Annotated in this window: 17 protein-coding genes; 6 read left to right on the top strand and 11 right to left on the bottom strand. The window is 70.0% G+C overall.

All coding sequences use genetic code 11. From position 1 onward, the window contains the following. Positions 1-69 precede the first annotated feature (69 nt). A complete protein-coding gene (locus tag AC4BEG_RS26750) occupies positions 70-1,086 on the top strand; it encodes a COX15/CtaA family protein (RefSeq protein WP_490702290.1) in 1,017 nt (338 codons plus the stop codon). Here AC4BEG_RS26750 and AC4BEG_RS26745 read toward each other — a convergent pair. The 3 genes from AC4BEG_RS26745 to AC4BEG_RS26735 form a co-directional block, all read right to left on the bottom strand. Further along, positions 1,032-2,186, bottom strand: coding sequence for an amidohydrolase (locus tag AC4BEG_RS26745; RefSeq protein WP_490702289.1), 1,155 nt, complete (start codon positions 2,184-2,186; stop codon positions 1,032-1,034). The two genes, AC4BEG_RS26750 and AC4BEG_RS26745, sit on opposite strands and share 55 nt — an antisense overlap. A gap of 97 nt (positions 2,187-2,283) precedes the next feature. Next, positions 2,284-2,658 (bottom strand): hypothetical protein, encoded by a 375-nt coding sequence (locus AC4BEG_RS26740; RefSeq protein ID WP_490702288.1) that lies wholly within the window; start codon positions 2,656-2,658, stop codon positions 2,284-2,286. Positions 2,659-2,681: 23 nt separating this feature from the next. Further along, complete coding sequence (locus AC4BEG_RS26735) at positions 2,682-3,632, bottom strand: heme o synthase (RefSeq protein ID WP_490702287.1); 951 nt, start codon at positions 3,630-3,632, stop codon at positions 2,682-2,684. A gap of 349 nt (positions 3,633-3,981) precedes the next feature. On the opposite strand from AC4BEG_RS26735, the gene tkt reads away from it, so the two are divergent. Genes tkt through pgl form a run of 5 tightly spaced genes read left to right on the top strand, consistent with a single transcriptional unit; the run spans position 3,982 to position 10,612 of the window. Beyond that, positions 3,982-6,075 carry a transketolase gene (gene tkt / locus AC4BEG_RS26730; RefSeq protein WP_490702286.1) on the top strand — a complete coding sequence of 698 codons (2,094 nt, stop codon included), beginning with the start codon at positions 3,982-3,984 and terminating at the stop codon, positions 6,073-6,075. Positions 6,076-6,118: 43 nt separating this feature from the next. Next, positions 6,119-7,237, top strand: a complete 1,119-nt coding sequence (tal, locus tag AC4BEG_RS26725; RefSeq protein ID WP_490702285.1) for a transaldolase — start codon at positions 6,119-6,121, stop codon at positions 7,235-7,237. A gap of 5 nt (positions 7,238-7,242) precedes the next feature. Next, complete coding sequence (zwf, locus tag AC4BEG_RS26720; protein ID WP_490707203.1) at positions 7,243-8,769, top strand: glucose-6-phosphate dehydrogenase; 1,527 nt, start codon at positions 7,243-7,245, stop codon at positions 8,767-8,769. Then, positions 8,766-9,833 carry a glucose-6-phosphate dehydrogenase assembly protein OpcA gene (gene opcA, locus AC4BEG_RS26715; RefSeq protein ID WP_490702284.1) on the top strand — a complete coding sequence of 356 codons (1,068 nt, stop codon included), beginning with the start codon at positions 8,766-8,768 and terminating at the stop codon, positions 9,831-9,833. The genes zwf and opcA overlap by 4 nt, the downstream gene beginning before the upstream one ends. Beyond that, positions 9,830-10,612 carry a 6-phosphogluconolactonase gene (pgl, locus tag AC4BEG_RS26710; protein WP_490702283.1) on the top strand — a complete coding sequence of 261 codons (783 nt, stop codon included), beginning with the start codon at positions 9,830-9,832 and terminating at the stop codon, positions 10,610-10,612. The genes opcA and pgl overlap by 4 nt, the downstream gene beginning before the upstream one ends. Before the next feature lie 86 nt (positions 10,613-10,698). Here the strand turns inward: pgl and pgi are convergent, their stop codons facing one another. The 8 genes from pgi to AC4BEG_RS26670 all read right to left on the bottom strand — a co-directional run bounded on the left by pgi (position 10,699) and on the right by AC4BEG_RS26670 (position 20,996). After that, a complete protein-coding gene (gene pgi / locus AC4BEG_RS26705; RefSeq protein ID WP_490707202.1) occupies positions 10,699-12,351 on the bottom strand; it encodes a glucose-6-phosphate isomerase in 1,653 nt (550 codons plus the stop codon). Positions 12,352-12,403: 52 nt separating this feature from the next. Next, positions 12,404-13,654: an MFS transporter gene (locus tag AC4BEG_RS26700; RefSeq protein ID WP_490702282.1), complete on the bottom strand. Its 1,251-nt coding sequence runs from the start codon at positions 13,652-13,654 to the stop codon at positions 12,404-12,406. Between the two features lie 187 nt (positions 13,655-13,841). Next, a complete protein-coding gene (locus AC4BEG_RS26695) occupies positions 13,842-14,129 on the bottom strand; it encodes an RNA polymerase-binding protein RbpA (protein WP_215910754.1) in 288 nt (95 codons plus the stop codon). Positions 14,130-14,449: 320 nt separating this feature from the next. Then, on the bottom strand, positions 14,450-14,677 hold the full coding sequence (secG, locus tag AC4BEG_RS26690) for a preprotein translocase subunit SecG (RefSeq protein ID WP_201874267.1): 228 nt from the start codon (positions 14,675-14,677) through the stop codon (positions 14,450-14,452). A gap of 112 nt (positions 14,678-14,789) precedes the next feature. Beyond that, positions 14,790-15,566, bottom strand: coding sequence for a triose-phosphate isomerase (gene tpiA, locus AC4BEG_RS26685; protein ID WP_490702281.1), 777 nt, complete (start codon positions 15,564-15,566; stop codon positions 14,790-14,792). Between the two features lie 5 nt (positions 15,567-15,571). Further along, entirely contained in the window at positions 15,572-16,774 is a 1,203-nt protein-coding gene (locus AC4BEG_RS26680; RefSeq protein WP_490702280.1) for a phosphoglycerate kinase, read from the bottom strand. Between the two features lie 81 nt (positions 16,775-16,855). Continuing rightward, on the bottom strand, positions 16,856-17,860 hold the full coding sequence (gene gap / locus AC4BEG_RS26675) for a type I glyceraldehyde-3-phosphate dehydrogenase (RefSeq protein ID WP_490702279.1): 1,005 nt from the start codon (positions 17,858-17,860) through the stop codon (positions 16,856-16,858). Between the two features lie 172 nt (positions 17,861-18,032). Further along, positions 18,033-20,996 carry a M14 family metallopeptidase gene (locus tag AC4BEG_RS26670; RefSeq protein ID WP_490702278.1) on the bottom strand — a complete coding sequence of 988 codons (2,964 nt, stop codon included), beginning with the start codon at positions 20,994-20,996 and terminating at the stop codon, positions 18,033-18,035. Between the last annotated feature and the right edge of the window lie 172 nt (positions 20,997-21,168).

Genomic DNA, 21,168 nt, shown 5'->3' with positions numbered 1-21,168 from the left:
GAACGGCTGGGCCCTCCTGAGGACGACCCCTCGTGAAAAGCTGCACAAGCAGCCGCCTACGATAGGTCCGTGCCGAATTCGCTGAATCCGTTGGAGCTCATCGCCCGGCGCTGGCAGCCCTCCGTGCGCTTTGTGCAGCGGGCCGCGCTGGCCACCGTGGTGATGGCCGTCGTCATCGTCGTCACCGGTGGCGCGGTGCGGCTCACCGAGTCCGGGCTCGGTTGCGACACCTGGCCCAAGTGCACCTCCGGGAGCCTGACGCCCACCTCCGACATGGGCATTCACGGCGCCATCGAATTCGGCAACCGCATGCTGACGTATGTGCTGTGCGTGTTCATCGGCCTGCTGATCATCGCCGCGCGGGCCCGTACGCCGGTGCGCCGCTCCCTCACCCGGCTGGGCTGGGCCCAGTTCTGGCTGGTGATGAGCAACGCCGTCATCGGCGGCATCATCGTGCTCACCGGGCTCAACCCGTACATCGTCAGCTCGCACTTCCTGCTGTCCACCGCGCTCCTCACGGTCGCGATGGCGGTCTGGCAGCGGTCGCGCGAGGGTGACGGCGAGCCTCGCGGCCTGGTGGCCCGACCGGTGCGCCAGCTGACCGGGCTGCTGGTCGGCTCGACCCTGGCACTGATCCTGATCGGCACGGTGGTCACCGGATCCGGTCCGCACGCCGGTGACGCCCGCGAGGTGCACCGGATCCCGCTGGACTGGCAGGAGATCACCCAGCTGCATGTGGACTTCGTCTACATCGTGCTCGGCCTCACGGTCGCCCTGTGGTTCACCCTGCGCGCCGTGAAGGCCCCGGCGGCCCAGCGCCGTACGGTGCTCGACCTGCTGGCCGTACTGCTCCTCCAGGGCGTGATCGGGTACGTCCAGTACTTCACGCATCTGCCCGAAGTGATCGTCGGCATCCACATGTTCGGGTCCTGCCTGGTGTGGATCGCGGTCCTGCGGGTGCTCTTCGCGCAGCGCGAGCGCCCCGCACTCGCCGCGCCGGCCCCCGGCCCCACGGGCGACGACGCGGCGGTTCAGCCGGAGACCTCACCGGCCCCGGAGCCCGAGCCCGCCGCCTCCAGCCGGTAGACCCGGCGCGCGGTCCCGGCCGCGACCAGACCGGTGATCCGCCGCGCCTCGGAGCGGGTGCAGACGCCGTCGGCCACCCACTCGGCGGTCAGCCGCGCCATGGAGTGGGCGAACAGCCGCGCGGCGGTCACATACAGCTCGGGAAGCGCCCGCGCGCCGGTGGAGAACAGCAGCTTGCCGAACGGCGCCTCGCCCAGGGTCTCCTCCGGCCGCGGCCCGGCGTCCGCGTAGACATGCGGGAAGGCCGCGGCCAGCTGAGCCGCCCGCCGGTGGTACGGCCGCTCGGGCAGCAGCACAAGATCGGTGCCGAACCCCGCCGTGGCGCGCAGGAAGCCGAGAAGCGGCTGCGGATCGGCGCAGTGCAGCTGCACCGGCAGCCCGGTGGCCACCGCGCTCCACAGCAGATGCTGGGCGAGCGCGGGGTCGAAGGGGCGGTCCCGGGCCGGGCCTCCGGCGAGCCGCCGGGCGGCGGCGCGGCGCACCTCGCGCGGGTCCGGGGGGACCTCGTCGCAGTAGGCGATGCCCATGGCGAAGGCGGTGGCGTGCTGGGCGGCGGCGTAGAGCGCCTCGGCGGTGTTGCCGGTGAACGCGTCGACCGTGCCGGAGGTGTCGGCCACCTGCTCGGCCAGCGGCTCCAGCCGGACCACCTCGTGGACCCGGCCGTCAGCGGCGGCCGCCAGTTCGGCGGGTGAGGTCAGGTCGCTGGGAGCGCCGGACTCCATCAGGAAGGTGCCGATGCCCGCGCCGCGCAGCAGCAGCCGGGCGGCCTGGTAGGCGCCCAGTTCACGGCGGCGAGCGAGATAGCTGACCGGTGCGCAGTGGGGGTCCATGCCCAGCAGCGGAGGGCACCAGCGGCGCACCGCGAGCCCGGCCCAGCTGTCGAAGAAGGTGGTGCCCGCGGGGGCGGCGCCCGATCCGGCGGCGGCGGCCAGATGGGTTTCGAAGGAGCCGAGCCCCAGCTCGCCGTGGACCGTGCCGTGGCTGTGCTGGTCGACCAGCGGCGGCAGCGCGGGCAGGCCCGCCACCGAACCCGGCCCGTCCCGCGGGACCGGGCCGGTCGGCGGGCCCAAAGTGCTCGGGGAGTCCGTCGCCTCGTCCATCGCCGCCGCCTCCTCGCCCTTAAGGCATCGATGGGCTTAACGGGCGAAAGGGGTGCGAGGTGTCGGGACCCCGGCTCAAGGGCTGACGAGGCCCGGCTCAGGAGTTGGCGGGGCCGCCGATCTGGATACCCGCCATGCGCGTCCACTCGTACGGACCGGTGCGGACCTTGGCGGCCATCTCACCGTCGAACGCGTCCTGGAGGGTGAGCCCGGCGAGCTCGGCGGCGCGGCGGGCGCTCTCGTGCGAGGGGGCGACCAGCACGCCCCACTCCCCGTCGGCCCCCACCAGGGCGATCCGGGTGGTGCCACGGCCGATGTGGGCGAGCTGGCCCTCCGCGCTGCCGCCGTGGCCCGCGGCGAAGGCCGTGATCTGGTGGGCGAGCCGCTGGGCCCGCTTCTCGTCCTTGGAAGGCTTGGAAGGCTTGGCGGGCTGGGCGCTCCCGACCGTCTCCGCCTCGGTGCTGTCTGCCATAAGGCCAATCTACCCGTCGGTAATCAACGCAGGAAGGGGTCCACGGCAACGGCGACGAAGAGCAGCGAGACATAGGTGATGGACCAGTGGAAGAGCCGCATCTCCTTGAGCTTGGCTCCGGTGATCCCGGCCCGGGCGCGCGCCTGGAGCGCATGCGCCTCCTTGAGCCAGAACCCGCCCAGCACGACCGCGACGACCGGGTAGAACCAGCCGGTGTAGCCCAGCGGCCACAGCAGCAGGGAGACGCCGACCATGGCCCAGCTGTAGAGGACGATCTGCCGGGCGACCACCTTGTTGCCCGCGATCACCGGCAGCATCGGCACGCTGGCCCGCTCGTAGTCCTCCTTGACCTTCATCGACAGCGGCCAGTAGTGCGGCGGCGTCCAGAAGAAGATGACGAGGAAGAGGATGACCGCGGCCCAGGAGACCTCGTTGGTCACCGAGGACCAGCCGATGAGCACGGGCATACAGCCCGCGATCCCGCCCCAGACGATGTTCTGCGAGGTGCGCCGCTTGAGCAGCATCGTGTAGATGACGACGTAGAAGACCAGCGCCCCGAGTGACAGCATCGCGGACAGCGGGTTGACCAGGGCCCAGAACCAGGCCGTGGAGCCCACCGCGAGGGCCGAGGCGAAGACCAGGCACTCGGTCGGCGAGACCATCCCGGTGACCAGCGGACGCTGCGCGGTGCGGTCCATGAGGGCGTCGATGTCGCGGTCGAGGTACATGTTGAACGCGGCCGCGCCGCCCGCCGACAGATAGCCGCCGACGCAGGTCTTCACCACCAGCCACAGATCCGGTACGCCCTGGGCGGCCAGGAACATGACCGGCACCGTGGTCATCAGGAGCAGCTCGATGACGCGCGGCTTGGTCAGCGCGACGAACGCCTTGACACGGGCCCCGAGCGGCCGGTGGCCGGAGCCCGTTTCGCTCGTCTCCAGCACCCCCGCAGGACGGGATTCGACGGCCGTCACGCACACCCCTGGTGGAAGCAAGAACCAGCAAGCACCGGACATGAGGAGCCGGTAAAGACTTGCGCGTACCACGCCACTCTAGACGCAGCGGATATGCCGCCCATCGCCGGGGTCCGCTCGTGTTGGCGGCGCACGCCGGGCGGGGCGCGCAGGGCGCGTACGCCTCGGAACAGCTCCTTCCGATCACTCCGCGCAACCGCCACCGGGAATGCGGCGAGCCCCCTGATTCGTTCCCTGTCCGTCGGGTGGAACTCGAAAAGATGACCGTCCCTCCAGGGGTAGGCTCGACAGCGCCGGTGTGCACTCGGTCACCGGATAGCGACAGTGTGGAGAGGAGCCCTGACTCAGGGTGAGCACCAAGCCGACTACCACAGCCCTCGAATGGACCGATCTGGACCAGCGGGCTGTGGACACCGCCCGCGTCCTGGCCATGGATTCCGTGCAGAAGGTCGGTAACGGCCACCCCGGCACGGCCATGAGTCTCGCGCCCGCCGCGTACCTGCTCTTCCAGAAGCTGATGCGGCACGACCCCTCCGACGCCGAGTGGGCGGGCCGTGACCGGTTCGTGCTGTCCCCGGGTCACACCAGCCTCACTCTCTACGTCCAGCTGTACCTGGCGGGCTTCGGTCTGGAGCTCGAGGATCTGAAGGCGTTCCGCACCTGGGGCAGCCTCACCCCGGGTCACCCGGAGTTCGGCCACACCACCGGTGTGGAGACCACCACCGGTCCGCTCGGCCAGGGCATCGCCAACGCGGTGGGCATGGCGATGGCCGCTCGCTACGAGCGCGGTCTGTTCGACCCGGAGGCGCCCGAGGGCGCCTCCCCCTTCGACCACACCATCTGGGCGATCGTCTCCGACGGCGACCTGGAGGAGGGCATCTCCGCCGAGGCGTCCTCGCTCGCCGGCCACCAGAAGCTGGGCAGCATCGTCGCCCTGTACGACGACAACCACATCTCGATCGAGGGCGACACCGCCACCGCGCTCTCCGAGGACGTCCTCAAGCGCTACGAGGCGTACGGCTGGCATGTCCAGCGCATCGAGCAGGCGCCCAACGGCGACTTCGACATCCACCAGCTGTACGCCGCGCTGAAGGCGGCGCAGGCCGAGACCGAGCGTCCCTCGATCATCGCGGCCCGCACCATCATCGCCTGGCCCGCGCCCAACGCGCAGAACACCGAGGCGTCGCACGGCTCGGCGCTCGGCGCGGAGGAGGTCGCCGCCACCAAGCGCGTCCTCGGCTTCGACCCCGAGCAGCACTTCCAGGTGGACACCGAGGTCATCAACCACACCCGTGAGCTGGTCGACCGCGGCCGCCAGGCGCACGCCGCCTGGGACAAGCAGCTCCAGGAGTGGCGGAACAACCACCCCGCGCGGGCCGCCGAGTTCGACCGGATCACCGCGGGCGAGCTGCCCGAGGGCTGGGAGAGCGTGCTGCCGGTCTTCGAGGCGGGCAAGGACGTGGCCACCCGCAAGGCGTCCGGCCAGGTGCTCAAGGCGCTCGGCGGGGTGCTCCCGGAGCTGTGGGGCGGCTCGGCCGACCTCGCGGGCTCCAACAACACCACGATCGACGCCTCTTCGTCCTTCCTCCCGAAGGACAACCCGCTGCCGGAGGCCGACCCCTACGGCCGCACCATCCACTTCGGCATCCGCGAGCACGCCATGGGCTCGACCATGAACGGCATCGCGCTGCACGGCAACACCCGGGTCTACGGCGGCACCTTCCTGGTGTTCTCCGACTACATGCGCCCGGCCGTCCGGCTCGCCGCGCTGATGAAGCTGCCGGTCACCTACGTGTGGACGCACGACTCCATCGGCCTGGGCGAGGACGGCCCGACCCACCAGCCGGTCGAGCACCTGTCCGCGCTGCGCGCCATCCCGGGTCTGAACATCGTCCGCCCGGCCGACGCCAATGAGACGGCGATCGCCTGGCGCGAGATCACCCGCCGCCACACCGAGTCGCCCGCTCCGCACGGCATCGCGCTCACCCGGCAGAACGTGCCGACCTACGAGGCCAACGAGGGCGCCGCCAAGGGTGGTTACGTCCTGTTCGAGGCCGAAGGGCCCGAAGGGCAGAGCGCGGCGCCGAAGGTCGTTCTGATCGCCACCGGTTCCGAGGTCCAGCTCGCCGTCGAGGCGCGTGAGCAGCTCCAGTCCGCCGGGGTGCCCACCCGCGTGGTCTCGATGCCGTCGGTCGAGTGGTTCGAGGAGCAGGACCAGGGGTACCGCGACAGCGTGCTGCCGCCGTCCGTGAAGGCACGCGTGGCCGTTGAGGCCGGTATCGGCCTGACCTGGTACCGCTACGTCGGCGAGGCGGGCCGCATCGTCTCGCTGGAGCACTTCGGCGCTTCCGCCGACTACAAGGTGCTCTACCGGGAGTTCGGTCTGACCGCCGAGGCCGTGGTCACCGCCGCCCGCGAGTCTCTCGACGCCGCCGGGCGCTGACGCCCGCCATACGACTAGTAGCGACGAGTAGGAGACAATCCTCATGACTGACGCACTCAAGCGGCTGGCCGACGAAGGCGTCGCGATCTGGCTCGACGACCTCTCGCGCAAGCGGATCACCTCCGGCAATCTGGCCGAACTGATCGACCAGCAGCATGTCGTCGGTGTCACCACCAACCCGTCGATCTTCCAGAAGGCGATCTCCGGCGGCGACGGCTACGAGCAGCAGCTCGCCGACCTCGCGGCCCGCAAGCTCACCGTCGAGGAAGCGGTCCGCATGATCACCACGGCGGATGTACGGGACGCCGCGGACATCCTGCGCCCCGTGCACGACGCCACCGGCGGTCAGGACGGCCGGGTCTCCATCGAGGTCGACCCGCGGCTGGCGCACAACACGGCGGCCACCATCGCCGAGGCCAAGCAGCTGGCCTGGCTGGTGGACCGGCCCAACACCTTCATCAAGATCCCGGCCACCAAGGCGGGGCTCCCGGCGATCACCGAGGTGATCGGTCTGGGCATCAGCGTCAATGTCACGCTGATCTTCTCCCTGGAGCGCTACCGCGCGGTCATGGACGCGTTCCTGGCCGGTCTGGAGAAGGCCAAGGCCGCGGGTCTGGATCTGTCCAAGATCCACTCGGTCGCGTCCTTCTTCGTCTCCCGGGTGGACACCGAGATCGACAAGCGGATCGACAAGCTCGGCACCGATGAGGCCAAGGCGCTGCGCGGCAAGGCGGCCCTGGCCAACGCCCGTCTCGCCTACCAGGCGTACGAGGAGGTCTTCAGCTCCGACCGCTGGGCCGCCCTGGACCGGGCCAATGCCAACAAGCAGCGTCCGCTGTGGGCCTCGACCGGTGTGAAGGACCCGGCGTACAAGGACACCCTGTACGTCGACGACCTGGTCGCCCCGGGCACGGTGAACACCATGCCGGAGGCCACCCTGGAGGCCGTGGAGGGCCACGGCGAGATCATCGGCGACACCGTGCGCGGCACCTACGAGCAGGCCAAGGCCGACCTGGACGCGCTGGCCGGTATCGGGATCTCGTACGACGAGGTCGTACAGCTCCTGGAGGACGAGGGCGTCGAGAAGTTCGAGGCGTCCTGGAACGACCTGCTGAAGTCCACGGAGGCGGAGCTCAACCGCCTCACACCTTCGGAGGCGTGAAAACCTTGACCACCAGCAGCAATCCGCTGCGTGACCCGAGGGACCGGCGGCTCCCGCGTATCGCGGGGCCGTCCGGCCTGGTCATCTTCGGCGTCACGGGCGATTTGTCCCGGAAAAAGCTGATGCCGGCCGTCTACGACCTGGCCAATCGCGGTCTGTTGCCGCCGGGCTTCTCGCTCGTCGGCTTCGCCCGCCGCGACTGGGCGGACGAGGACTTCGCCCAGGTCGTCCATGACGCCGTCAAGGAGCATGCGCGGACCCCGTTCCGCGAGGAGGTCTGGCAGCAGCTCGCCGAGGGCTTCCGCTTCGTCCCCGGTGACTTCTCCGACGACGAGGCGTTCAAGACGCTGCGCTCGACCATAGAGGAGCTGGACAAGGCGCGCGGCACCGGCGGCAACTTCGCCTTCTATCTGTCCGTGCCGCCGAAGTTCTTCCCCACCGTGGTGCAGCAGCTCAAGAAGCACGGGCTGTCCAACGGACAGGGCGACTCCTGGCGCCGCGCGGTCATCGAGAAGCCCTTCGGCCACAACCTGGAGAGCGCACAGGAGCTCAACAAGGTCGTCCACGAGGTCTTCCGCCCCAGCGACGTCTTCCGGATCGACCACTACCTGGGCAAGGAGACGGTCCAGAACATCCTGGCGCTGCGCTTCGCCAACACGATGTTCGAGCCGATCTGGAACCGCAGCTATGTGGACCACGTACAGATCACCATGGCCGAGGACATCGGCATCGGCGGTCGCGCGGGCTACTACGACGGCATCGGCTCCGCCCGTGACGTCATCCAGAACCACCTGCTCCAGCTGCTCGCCCTGACCGCCATGGAGGAGCCCGCCTCCTTCGAGGCGGACGCGCTGGTCACCGAGAAGCTCAAGGCGCTCCGGGCCGTCAAGCTGCCCCGGGAGCTGGGCAAGCACACCGTGCGCGGCCAGTACGCCCACGGCTGGCAGGGCGGCGAGGAGGTGCTCGGCTATCTCGAGGAGGAGGGCATCGACCCGCACTCCAAGACCGACACCTTTGCCGCGATCAAGGTGGAGATCGACAACCGCCGCTGGGCGGGCGTCCCCTTCTATCTGCGCACCGGCAAGCGGCTGGGACGGCGGGTCACCGAGATCGCCGTGGTCTTCCAGCGCGCCCCGCACTCCCCGTTCGACACCACCGACACCCAGGAGCTGGGGGAGAACGCCCTGGTCATCCGGGTGCAGCCGGACGAGGGCGTCACCATCCGGTTCGGCTCCAAGGTGCCCGGCACCTCCATGGAGATCCGGGACGTGACGATGGACTTCGCCTACGGCGAGTCCTTCACCGAGTCCAGCCCCGAGGCGTACGAGCGGCTGCTGCTCGATGTGCTGCTCGGCGACGCCAACCTCTTCCCCCGTCATCAGGAGGTGGAGCAGTCCTGGCGGATCCTCGACCCGATCGAGGAGTACTGGGACAAGCACGGCAAGCCCGAGCAGTACACGGCCGGGACCTGGGGTCCGAAGGCCGCGGACCAGATGCTCGCACGAGATGGACGGAGCTGGCGGCGGCCATGAACATCGATCTCACGGACACCACGTCCGCCCGGATCAACTCCGCTCTGGTCCAGGCGCGCCGGTCCACCGGCACCCCCGCCACGGGCATGGTGCTGACCCTGGTCATCGTCACCGACGAGGGCAATCACTACGACGCGCTGAAGGCGGCCAGCGAGGCGTCCAAGGAGCATCCGTCGCGCAATCTGGTGGTCATCAAGCGGCCGGGGCGCTCGCCACGGGACCGCAAGATGGCGCGGCTGGACGCCGAGGTGCGCCTCGGCGGCGAGACCGGCACCGGTGAGACGGTGCTGCTGCGGCTCCACGGCGAACTGGCCAACCACGCCCACTCGGTGGTCCTGCCGCTGCTGCTGCCGGACGCCCCGGTGGTGGTGTGGTGGCCCGAGGACGCCCCGGAGAACCCCAGCGAGGACCTGCTCGGCCAGCTCGCCCAGCGCCGGATCACCGACGCCCAGGCCACCGAGGACCCGGTCGCCACGCTTGGGCTGCGGGCCGACACCTACACCCCGGGCGACACCGATCTGGCCTGGACGCGGATCACCCCGTGGCGCAGTGTGCTCGCGGCAGCGCTGGACCAGAAGCACTCCCCGATCAAGTCCGCGACCGTGGAGGGCGAGGCGTACAACCCGAGCAGTGAGCTGCTGGCGCTGTGGCTCGCCGAGCGGCTGCGGGTGCCGGTGGACCGCCAGGTCTCGGACGGCCCCGGGCTGACCGCGGTCCGGCTGGAGACCGCCGACGGTGTGATCTGCCTGGACCGGGCCGATGGTTCGCTGGCCGAGCTGGCGATGCCGGGTCAGCCGGACCGCCATGTGGCGCTCCAGCGGCGGGAGATGTCGGAGCTGATCGCCGAGGAGCTGCGCCGTCTCGACCCGGACGAGATGTACGCCTCGTCGGTGAAGTTCGGGGTGAGCAAGCTGGGCAAGGCCGCCACCGCCGCCCATGCCCCGGCGCCCAAGCCCGGCGACGGCCACGGCGACGGCCAGGCCCGGCCGGTCCCGGCTCCGCCGAAGCACAAGCCCGAGGGCAAGGCCGAGCACAAGCCCGAGAACAAGGCGGCGGACGCATGACGGCTCCGCAGGTCGTCGTCCACCGCGACAAGGAGCTGATGGCCCAGGCGGCGGCGGCCCGGCTGCTCACGAAGATCGTGGACGCCCAGGCCGCCCGCGGCTCCGCGTCGGTGGTCCTCACCGGCGGCCGCAACGGCAATGGGCTGCTGACCGCGCTCGCCTCCTCCCCCGCGCGTGACGCGGTGGACTGGTCGCGGCTGGACCTGTGGTGGGGCGATGAGCGCTTCCTGCCGGAGGGCCATCCGGAGCGCAATGTCACCCAGGCCCGGGAAGCGCTGCTGGACGCGGTGCCGGTGGACCCCGCGCGGGTGCACGCCATGCCCGCGTCCGACGGTGCGTACGGCGGCGATGTGGACACGGCGGCCGAGGCGTACGCCGTCGAGCTGGCGCGGGCCGCGCGGCCGGAGAACCACAGCGCGGTGCCGTCCTTCGACGTGCTGCTGCTGGGCGTCGGGCCGGACACCCATGTGGCCTCGCTCTTCCCCGAGCTGCCCGCCGTGCGGGAGACGGAGCGGACGGTGGTCGGGGTGCGCGGCGCGCCCAAGCCGCCGCCCACCCGGGTCACGCTGACCCTGCCCGCGATCCGCGCGGCACGGGAGGTGTGGCTGCTGGCGGCCGGTGCGGACAAGGCGAAGGCGGTCACCATCGCGCTGTCGGGCGCCGGGGAGCTCCAGGCCCCGGCGGCGGGGGCGTACGGCCGCAGCCGGACGCTGTGGCTGCTGGACCGGGCCGCGGCGGCGGGGCTGCCGCGCGAGCTGTATCCCCCGGCCTCACCGTGAGCCCGTCACCGGCGTGTTGACGACCGATCCCCCGTGCGCCCTCTGCGCACGGGGGATCGCTGTCTCTCAGGAGAGAGCCGAAAGGCTCAACGGCCGCGCAGCGCACGGTAGGTGGCGACGAGCTGCTCGGTGGACGGGTCGAGTCCCTCGACCGTCGCGCCCTCGGTGAGGGCGGGCTCCACCCGCTTGGCGAGCACCTTGCCGAGCTCCACGCCCCACTGGTCGAAGGAGTCGATGTTCCACACCGCGCCCTGGACGAACACCTTGTGCTCGTAGAGGGCGACGAGCTGGCCGAGCACCGACGGGGTCAACTCGGAGGCGAGGATCGTGGTGGTGGGGCGGTTGCCGCGGAAGGTCTTGTGCGCCACCAGCTCCGGCGGTACTCCCTCGGCGGCGACCTCCTCCGGGGTCTTGCCGAAGGCCAGCGCCTGGCCCTGGGCGAAGAGGTTGGCCATCAGCAGATCGTGCTGGGGGACCAGTCCGGGCGCCAGGTCCTCCACCGGCCGGGCGAAGCCGATGAGATCGGCGGGGATCAGCTTGGTGCCCTGGTGGAGCAACTGGTAGTACGCGTGCTGTCCGTTGGTGCCGGGGGTGCCCCAGACCACCGGGCCGGTCTGCCAACTGACCGGCTCGCCCTGGCGGTCCACCGACTTGCCGTTGGACTCCATGTCCAGCTGCTGGAGGTAGGCGGTGAACCGGGACAGATAGTGGCTGTAGGGCAGCACGGCATGGGACTGGGCGTCGTGGAAGTTGCCGTACCAGATGCCCAGCAGGCCCATCAGCAGCGGGGCGTTCTCCTCCGGCGGGGCGGAGGTGAAGTGTTCGTCGATCAGATGGAAACCGGCCAGCATCTCGCGGAAGTGGTCCGGGCCGATGGCGATCATCAGGGAGAGGCCGATCGCCGAGGCGTAGGAGTAACGCCCGCCGACCCAGTCCCAGAACTCGAACATGTTGGCCGTGTCGATACCGAACGCGGAGACCTTCTCGGCGTTGGTCGACAGCGCCACGAAGTGCTTGGCGACGGCCTCCGGTCCGGCCCGCAGACCGGTCAGCAGCCAGTCGCGGGCCGAGGTGGCGTTGGTGATGGTCTCGATGGTGGTGAAGGTCTTGGACGCGACGATGAACAGCGTCTCGGCCGGGTCCAGATCGCGCACCGCCTCATGGAGGTCGGCGCCGTCCACATTGGAGACGAACCGGAAGGTCAGCGAGCGGTCGGTGTAGGAGCGCAGCACCTCGAACGCCATCGCCGGGCCCAGATCCGAGCCGCCGATGCCGATGTTGACGATGTTCTTGATGCGCTTTCCGGTGTGACCGGTCCAGTCGCCGGAGCGGACCCGGTCGGTGAAGACGGTCATCTTGGCGAGCACCGCGTGCACATCCTGGACGACGTCCTTGCCGTCCACTGTGATGACGGCGGAACGGGGCGCCCGCAGCGCGGTGTGCAGCACCGCCCGGTTCTCGGTGGTGTTGATCTTCTTGCCGCGGAACATCGCGTCCCGCAGCTCGGCCACCTTGGTGGCGCGGGCCAGCTCGCGCAGCAGCCGCAGCGTCTCATCGGTGACCAGATGCTTGGAGTAGTCCAGATGGAGGTCGCCGACCTGGAGGGTGAGCCGACGCCCACGCCCGGGGTCGCTTGCGAACAGCTCGCGCAGATGCGCGTCACCCAGCTCTTTGCGGTGTGCGGCCAGCGCCTGCCACTCGGGCAGCTGGTCGAGCCTGCTGCGGCCTTCTGCGTTCATCTCGGACATCAGCCCACTTCTCGTCGGTGCTTGTACCCCGCCGGCCACCAACCTAATTGATGCCGGAGCGCAATCCGGGAACGAGGGCCAGCAGACCACAGGCGAACAGCGCCGCGGCAGCCAGCGCCGGGCTGTTCAGCCCCCAGGCCGCGGCGATCACCCCGCCGAGCAGGGCACCGAGCGGTGTACCGGCGACGGTCAGGGTGCGGAACGCCGCGCTCACCCGGCCCAGCATCTCGGCGGGGCTGCGCTGCTGCATCATCGTCACCTCGGTGACGTTCCAGACCATTCCGGAGAAGCCGAACAGGCCCATGGCGGCGACGGCCACCGGCAGTTCGCGGATGGTGCCGAGCGCGACCAGGGCGGCGAGCTGCGCCGCGCCGCACACCACCAGGGAGCGGATCCGGCCCAGCCGGTCGGTGATCCAGGCGGCCACCAGTCCTCCGGCCACGCTGCCGATCCCGTAGACGGTCACCACCACGGCATAGCCGGTGTTCCCCGCGTCCAGCCAGCCGGTGACGATCAGCACCAGGGTGGCGATGAGCGCGCCGATGCCGATGTTGACCAGCATGGTGCAGCCGCACAGCGACCTCAGGACCCGGTCCCGCCACAGCAGCCGGATGCCCTCGGCGATCTCCTGGCGCAGCGTGCGGCCCGCCGGGCGCGGGGCACGCTCCGGCGCCGCCACCCCGAGCGAGGCGACCAGGAGGGCGGCCAGGAGATAGGTGGCCGCGTCCGCCCAGAACGGCACCGCAGCGCCCAGCCCCAGCAGCACCGGCAACAGCGGGGCGCCCACGAACCGGCCCATCACCTCCTGCCCGGTCATCAGCCGGGCGTTGGCCCGGCCCAGCGCCTCCTGGCCCACCACCGACGGCAGCAGGGCGGTGGCGGCGTTGTCGAAGAGGGTCTGGAGGGTGGTCAGGGCGAAACCGAGCGCCAGCAGCAGCCCGATCGTGGCGTGGTCCAGCCAGACGGCGACGGCGAACCCCGCCATCAGGGCGGCCCGCGCCGCGTCCACCGCCCACATCGCCCGCCGCTGGTCGACCCGGTCGGCGATCGCCCCGCCGATCAGCCCGAAGAGCAGCCAGGGCAGAAAGCCGCAGGCGGTCACCAGGGACACCAGCACCGGTGAATCGGTCAGTGAGACCGCCAGCAGCGGCAGCGCCGCCCCGCGCAGCGCGTCCCCGAAGCGGGAGACCACGGCGGCCGTCCACAGCCGCCCGAACCCCCCGCGCCAGGCGGGCGCCGCCGGTTTCCCGCCGCCCCGCTCCCTCTCGCGCTCCCCCGCTTCCACCGCGCTCATCGGCGCCCCTCCCTCATGGGCGGCGCCCCGGCCGCCGCACCCCCGTGAATCAGCACCCCCGACCGTAGCCCCCGCCACTGACAACGGCCCCGGACATGGACGACGGCCCGGCCGCGCACCCCCTGCGAGGGTGCCCGGCCGGGCCGTCGTACGCGCTGTTCGGTCGGCGTGCTGCCTGGATCTCGCCCTAGATCTCGCCCCGGAGCTTGGCCAGCGCCTCGGCGAGGATCGCCTCGCCGTCGGCATCGCTGCGCCGCTCACGCACATACGCCAGATGCGTCTTGTACGGCTCGGTGCGCGGCGGGTCCGGCGGGTTGTCCCGGTCCTTGCCGGCGGGGAAGCCGCACCGGGGGCAGTCCCATGTGTCCGGGACCTGCGCGTCGCTGGCGAAACTCGGCTGAGTCTCGTGTCCGTTCGAGCACCAGAAGGAGATGCGCAGGCGCGGAGCCGATTCGCCTCGCTCGGCTTCTCCCATCGGCCCCGCTCCGACCCGACTTCCACGGATCGCGTTGCCACTTGCCACGGTCGTAACTCCCTGCGTGATGGTGCCGCGAAGCTTCGATTGTCGGCCTCGCTGCCCGGCGCCCCAGTCTACGTAAGGCCCAACGCGCGTCCAGTGAGAGGAGTTACACCCACCACCGAGGACGCCACCCCCATGATAAGCCGCCCTTGGCCCACTGACGGACGGAACGTCAGTTATCGGATGCCGGTCGGCGGACGAACGACCCCTGGCCGAAGGCCCGGCTGACCCCACTGCGAGCTCCGGTCGAGCTCCAGTCGGGCTCCAGTCGAGCTTCAGTCGAGCTTCATCAGGAGGCCGAGGACAACGATGCAGACGAACCACAGCAGCCCGACCACGATGGTGATCCGGTCGAGGTTGCGCTCGGCGACCGAGGAGCCGCCCACCGAGGACTGCATACCGCCACCGAACATGTCGGACAGGCCGCCGCCCTTCCCCTTGTGCATGAGCACCAGCATCATCATCAAAAGGCTGAAGATGATGAGGGCGATCGAGAACCCCATGATCACAGCTGGACCAACTCTCTCGGGCAGTTACGGACGTCGGGGGCCGGGTGGCGCGATCGCACCACCACGACCCCCGACAGGGTACGACGACCCGTGCGCTAGGGCATACTCACTGGTCGCGGAAACGGACGATCTTGACGAATTCCTCCGCGTCCAGCGCGGCCCCGCCGACCAGGGCGCCGTCCACATCCGGCTGGGCCATGATCGCGGCCACGTTCCCGGACTTCACCGAGCCCCCGTACTGGATCCGGACCTTGTCGGCCAGCTCCTGGCTGTAGAGCTCGGCCAGCCGGGCGCGGATCGCCCCGCAGACCTCCTGGGCGTCCTCGGGGGTCGCCACCTCGCCGGTGCCGATCGCCCAGACCGGCTCGTAGGCGATCACAATGGTCTCGGCCTGCTCGGCCGGAATGTCGGCCAGACCGCCGTCGACCTGCGCGAGGGTGTGCGCGACCTGGTTGCCCGCCTTGCGGACCTCCAGGCCCTCGCCCACGCACAGGATCGGGGTGAGCCCGTACCGATAGGCCGCCTTGACCTTGCGGTTGCAGATCTCGTCGGTCTCATCGTGGTACTGACGCCGCTCGGAGTGGCCCACGACGGCGAAGGCGCAGTTCAGCTTGGCCAGCATGGCGCCGGAGATCTCTCCGGTGTAGGCGCCGGAATCGTGTTCGGACACGTCCTGGGCACCGTACTTGATCTTCAGCCGGTCGCCGTCGACCAGCGTCTGCACCGACCGGAGATCGGTGAAGGGCGGCAGGACCGCGACCTCGACGGCCTCGTAGTCCTTGTCGGCGAGGGCGAAGGCGAGCTTCTGGACATGGGCGATGGCCTCAAGGTGGTTGAGGTTCATCTTCCAGTTGCCCGCCATCAGCGGAATACGGTCACTCACGGTGTTCAGTCCTCCAGTGCGGCGAGGCCGGGGAGAGTCTTGCCCTCGAGATATTCGAGGCTTGCGCCGCCGCCGGTCGAGATATGGCCGAAAGCGGATTCGTCGAATCCCAGGATGCGGACGGCCGCTGCCGAGTCGCCGCCGCCGACCACGGTGAAGGCGGGGCTGTCGATCAGGGCCTGGGCGACGGCCCTGGTGCCGTCGGCGTAGTCGGGGTGCTCGAAGACACCCATCGGACCGTTCCAGAAGACCGTGGCGGTGTCGGCCAGCTTGGCGGCGTAGACCTTACGGGTCTCCGGGCCGATGTCCAGGCCCTGCCGGTCGGCCGGGATGGCGTCGGCGGACAGCACCTCGGGGTTGGCCGGGGCCTTCGTCTTCAGGTCCGGGAACCCGGCGGCGGCCAGGACGTCGACCGGGAGCACGAACTCCACACCGCGCTCCTCGGCGCGGCGCAGATACTCGCGTACCACCGGGACCTGGTCCTCCTGGAGCAGCGAGCCGCCGACCTCGTGGCCCTGGGCCTTGAGGAAGGTGTAGGCCATACCGCCGCCGATCAGGATGCGGTCGGCCTTCTCCAGCAGGTGGTCGATCACGCCCAGCTTGTCGGAGACCTTGGCGCCGCCGAGGACCACCGCGTAGGGCCGCTTGACGTCCTCGGTGAGCTGCTTCAGGACGGTCAGCTCCGCGGCGATCAGATCGCCCGCGGCGTGCGGCAGCCGCGCCGGGAGGTCGTAGACGGAGGCGTGCTTGCGGTGCACCGCGCCGAAGCCGTCGCCCACGTAGAGGTCGGCGAGGGCGGCGAGCCGGTCGGCGAAGGCGCCGCGCTCGGCGTCGTCCTTGCTGGTCTCACCGGCGTTGAAGCGCAGGTTCTCCAGCAGCGCGACCTGGCCGTCGGCCAGCCCCTCGACGGTGGCGCGAGCGCTGTCGTCCACGGTGTCGGTGGCGAAGGCGACCGGCTTGCCGAGGAGTTCACCGAGCCGCCGGGCCACCGGGGCCAGCGAGTACTGCGGGTCGGGGGCGCCCTTGGGACGGCCGAGGTGCGAGGCGACGATGACCTTGGCGCCCCGGTCCAGGAGCTTGGTGATCGTCGGGACGGCGGCGCGGATCCGGCCGTCGTCGGTGATCGTCTCGCCGTCGAGCGGGACGTTCAGGTCGGCGCGGACGAACACCCGCTGCCCGTTGACCTGGAGATCGTCAATCGTCTTCACAGAATGGCTCCTTGATCATGGAAAAGGGACCCGCTGCGACAGCGTCGTAGCGGGCCCCTTTCCTCGCTCATCGCGACAGCGTCAGAGCTTGCCGCCGACAAAAACGGTCAGGTCGACCAGGCGGTTGGAGTAGCCCCACTCGTTGTCGTACCAGCCGACGACCTTCACCTGCTTGCCCTGAACCATAGTCAGGGAGGAGTCGAAAGTGCAGGAGGCCGGCCAGTTGACGATGTCCGAGGAGACGATCGGGTCCTCGGTGTACTCGAGGATCCCCTTGAGCTGGCCCTCGGCGGCCTTCTGGAAGGCGGTGTTGATCTCGTCCTTGGTGACCTCGCGGTCGAGTTCGAGAACGAGGTCGGTGACCGAGCCGGTCGGGACCGGGACGCGCATCGCGATGCCGTCCAGCTTGCCCTTGAGCTGCGGCAGGACCAGGGCGGTGGCCTTGGCGGCGCCGGTGGAGGTCGGAATGATGTTCTCCGCGGCGGCGCGGGCGCGGCGCAGGTCCTTGTGCGGGAAGTCCAGGATGCGCTGGTCGTTGGTGTAGGCGTGGACCGTCGTCATCATGCCCTTGACGATGCCGAAGTTCTCGTCGAGGACCTTGGCCATCGGCGCCACACAGTTGGTGGTGCAGGAGGCGTTGGAGATGACGTCGTGTTGGGCGGGGTCGTACTTGTCCTGGTTGACGCCCATCACGATCGTGATGTCCTCGTCCTTGGCGGGCGCGGAGATCAGGACCTTCTTGGCGCCGGCGGCGAGGTGCTTGGCGGCGTCCTCGCGCTTGGTGAAGATGCCGGTGGACTCGACGACGATGTCGGCACCGAGCTCTCCCCACGGGAGGGCGGCCGGGTCACGCTCGGCCATGGTCTTGAACGTCTGGTTGCCCACCGTGATGGTGTCCTCGGTGTGGCTGACCTCGTGCTTCAGCCGTCCGAGAATGCTGTCGTACTTCAGCAGGTGAACCAGGGTCGCGTTGTCGGTCAGGTCGTTGACACCGACGATTTCGATGTCCGCGCCCTGCTCGAGAAGTGCGCGGAAGTAGTTGCGGCCGATGCGACCGAAGCCGTTGATGCCTACGCGGATCGTCACGAACCGATCTCCTCGTTAGGTATGCCGGGCTGCCCGGCGAGCTTATGTGGATGTCCCCGACCGCCTCCGACCCTACCGCTATCACGAGACGTACGTGACATTGGCATCGGCGGCCTATGACCACCGGAACGTGGTATAGGCCGCCGATTCAGTCACGACTCGTCACGGTCTGTCAACGGTGCAGCGCCCGGAGCGCGCCACCGATCAACTTCGCCCGCTCCGCCGCGCCGGGTACGTGCTCCAGGCCGAAGCCCAGCAGCACGGTGTCCCGGGTGGTGACCGCCGCGGAGGTGTGGAAGAGCTCCTTGGACCGTGTCCAGTCGGCGGGATTGGCCGGACTGCCCTGCGGCGGTCCGGCCGCGGACCACGGCCCGAGCGCCGTCTCGAATCCCTCGCTGTCCTGGGTGGCGCCGCCGACGACCAGCGCGGTGCTGTCGACGAAGGCGCCGCGGCCGCCGGTGCCCGGGTCGGTGACATAGGAGACCGCCAGTTCGACCTTCTTGCCCGCGTAAGCGCTCAGGTCGAGCGAGACCGGCCGCCAGCCGTCGGAGGAACCGGTGAAGCTGTTCCAGGCGCCGCTGGTGCCGGTGGCCTTGCAGCCGTCGTCCCCAGGGGTGAGGTAGTGCTTGAGGAACGGGTGAAGGTTGAGCAGGAAGCCCGCCTCGCACTCGGCGGGCACCTTGGTGGAGCTGCCGCCGCCCGCGTCGGGCAGCGTGGTCCAGTCGTCCTGGCCCACGGTGTGCGCCTCGACGATCACATGGTCGTAGCCGGGCTCGGTGTCATGGCTGAGCCGGAAGGTCAGGCCCGGCTTGTCGGCCGCGCTCACCCCGGTCAGATCGACGGTCCGGGCCAGCCGCTGCCAGGAGTTGTCGTGATGGCCCGCGGCGGCCATCCAGTCACCCTCGTACGGCTGGTACGGGGAGCGCGCGCCGGGGTACTCGCCCGCGGACGCGCTGCGGAACTGCGGGAAGTCCTCCGGCGGCAGCACATCGGAGGTGACGGTGTAACCGCCCGCGCTGTCCAGCGGGTTGCCGGGGGCGTCGGCCAGGGGGGCCGCGGTGCCCTTGAGCGCGCCGCCGCCCTGGTACCTACGGGGCGACTTGAGGGTGATACGGCTGTCGGCGCCCAGGTAGTACTGACTGAAGTCGTCGGTGTCGGCCGGGCCCACCTCGGAGCTGCCACCGGCCCGTTCACCGGTGGTGATCAGCTTGCCGCCCTCGTTGAGGAAGTCGCGTACGGCCAGCAGGGTCTGCCCGCCGGGGCGCTCGGCGCCGGTGTACCAGAGCACGGTGCGGAAGTGGCTGAGCACTCCGAGCGCGGAGGGCGCGCCCCTGGCGGCGACGTCCCAGACGGCGGCCTTGCGGCCGTTGTCCGCGAGCGCCTTGGTGTAGGTGGCGGTGTGCCGGGCCGGGGCGCTGCCGCCCTCCTCGGCGATCACCAGGGTGTCGGCGCGGGGCCGGGAGGCGACGGTATAGGTGAACGGCTTGCTCGCGGTCCGCTTGCCGCTCTTGGTGCGGCCGGTGAACCAGACCTCGACCTTCTCGCCGGTGTCCGCGCCCTCGACGGTGGCGCGGTACTGGTCGAAGCGGATGTTGTCCTCGCCGCCGTAGGTCTCTCCGCCCTTCCAGGGCTTGAGCGCCGCGCGGTGGGTACGGCCGCCGTCCACGCGGTAGTTGAGCCGCTTGTCGCGGACGCTCTTGCGGACGGTCACGGAGACGTCCTGGTCGCCGCCGCGGGCGTAGGAGGTGGTGAAGGCGTCCGGGGTGAAGTCGGGCGCGTCGATACCGACCGAGGAGGAGGGTTGGTCGGGGTGGTCCGCGGTCTCGGCGACGGAGAGCGCGAACGGGATGTTCTTGGCGAACTCCTGCTGGATCAGCTTCTCGTCGTCCGGGAAGGTGAAGACGGACGCGCAGTCACTGGGCTTCCAGGCGTCATCGGGGTCCACAGCCGACGCCGTCTGACAGGTCGACATCTCCGGGGTGAACATCATCATCCCGTTGACGTTGGCCGCGTGCCCGTCGGCCTCGCCGTTGGTGGTGTACAGCTCGGAGGAAACCTGCGGGTGGTAGCCGGGGATCGCCGACTTCTCCGGGGTTCCGGCGAGCGCCTTGTAGAGGACGTCGTCGGGGGTCGGGGTGGCGACCTGCCAGCCGACGCCGTAGAGCAGCAGTTCGGCGGCCGAGTGGTAGTTGATGCCGTAGTCGAAGCCGATGCGCTTCTCGAAGGAGTCCAGCGCCTTGGTCTCGGGTTCGGAGCCGGGGGCGGGGCCGCGGTAGGTCTCGTCGGCGGGGTCGGCCGATGAACCCTCGTTGTCGTAGCCCCATCTGTACGGGAAGTTGCGGTTGGGGTCGACACCGTCGCCGGGAGTGATCTTTCCGTCGCCGTTGTTGTCGCGCAGGTTCTTGCGCCACTGGCGGTTGGCGGGGCTCTGGTGGGTGAAGTCGTAGCCGTCCGGGTTGGCGGAGAGGACGAACCACAGTTCGGTGCGGTCCACGATCCGGGTGACGCGGTCGTCCTTGCCGTAGTTGTCGAGGTAGTAGTGCATCAGCCGCCGGGTCATCTCCGGCGTGATCCACTCCCGGGCGTGCTGGTTGGACATGTACAGCACCGACGGCTTGCTGCCGTCGCGGGACTTCGCGGCGCCCTTGGTGAGCTTGAGGGCGAGGATGTCCTTGCCCTGGGTGGTCTTGCCGATGCTGACGACCTTGGTGAGGCCGGGATGGGCCTGACCGGTCTTCACCATCTCTTCCTTCAGCCCGCCCGCACCGCTGTAGGGGCGGAACACCCCGTCGCCCGCGGCCTTGAGACGGTTGCGGGCCTGTGCGGAGACCTTCTTCTCGGTGAGCCGCACCCCCTTGCCGCGCAGCTTCGCGGCCTGCTTTCCGGTGAGGTAGAGCTCGACCGCTCCACGGCCCTTCTCGGGGATCTGCCGCCCGAGTTCATGGCCGTCCGCGCCGGAGCGCAGCAGCAGCGGGATCTGGTCCTTGCTCACCTCGGCGGTCCAGACGGACAGTCCGTCGGCCGAGGTGTCCGCGGTGGGCTGTGCCTGCGCGGCGGGTGCCGCGGCCAGTCCCCCCAGGAGCAGTGAAGCCACCGCGACGAGCGATCTGATCGGTCTCGCCTTGCGTCTGTGCATGAGCCCCCCTGGCTGTCGTCCGACGCATTGGGTTGCGCAGGCGCCTAAGACTGATGTCGGCCCATGGCCATGTCAACAGTGAGGTGAAGGGTTCAACAGTGGGCGGAAAAATGCTCCCCCGGGCCCAGTTGGGGTCCGGGGGCAATCGACGCGGAGTGCGGGACGGTGCGGG

The sequence above is a fragment of the Streptomyces sp. JLBJ103 genome, assembly GCF_058215575.1.
The sequence above is the reverse complement of the archived record's forward strand: the minus strand, read 5'-3'. Positions and strand labels throughout refer to the sequence as shown.

Excerpts from the sequence above, each read along its gene's own strand:
- AC4BEG_RS26745 (WP_490702289.1), bottom strand. The coding sequence starts at position 2,186 with ATGGACGAGGCGACGGACTCCCCGAGCACTTTGGGCCCGCCGACCGGC.
- AC4BEG_RS26740 (WP_490702288.1), bottom strand. The coding sequence starts at position 2,658 with ATGGCAGACAGCACCGAGGCGGAGACGGTCGGGAGCGCCCAGCCCGCC.
- tal (WP_490702285.1), top strand. The coding sequence starts at position 6,119 with ATGACTGACGCACTCAAGCGGCTGGCCGACGAAGGCGTCGCGATCTGG.
- opcA (WP_490702284.1), top strand. The coding sequence starts at position 8,766 with ATGAACATCGATCTCACGGACACCACGTCCGCCCGGATCAACTCCGCT.
- pgl (WP_490702283.1), top strand. The coding sequence starts at position 9,830 with ATGACGGCTCCGCAGGTCGTCGTCCACCGCGACAAGGAGCTGATGGCC.
- pgi (WP_490707202.1), bottom strand. The coding sequence starts at position 12,351 with ATGAACGCAGAAGGCCGCAGCAGGCTCGACCAGCTGCCCGAGTGGCAG.
- AC4BEG_RS26700 (WP_490702282.1), bottom strand. The coding sequence starts at position 13,654 with ATGAGCGCGGTGGAAGCGGGGGAGCGCGAGAGGGAGCGGGGCGGCGGG.
- AC4BEG_RS26695 (WP_215910754.1), bottom strand. The coding sequence starts at position 14,129 with ATGGGAGAAGCCGAGCGAGGCGAATCGGCTCCGCGCCTGCGCATCTCC.
- secG (WP_201874267.1), bottom strand. The coding sequence starts at position 14,677 with ATGGGGTTCTCGATCGCCCTCATCATCTTCAGCCTTTTGATGATGATG.
- AC4BEG_RS26670 (WP_490702278.1), bottom strand. The coding sequence starts at position 20,996 with ATGCACAGACGCAAGGCGAGACCGATCAGATCGCTCGTCGCGGTGGCT.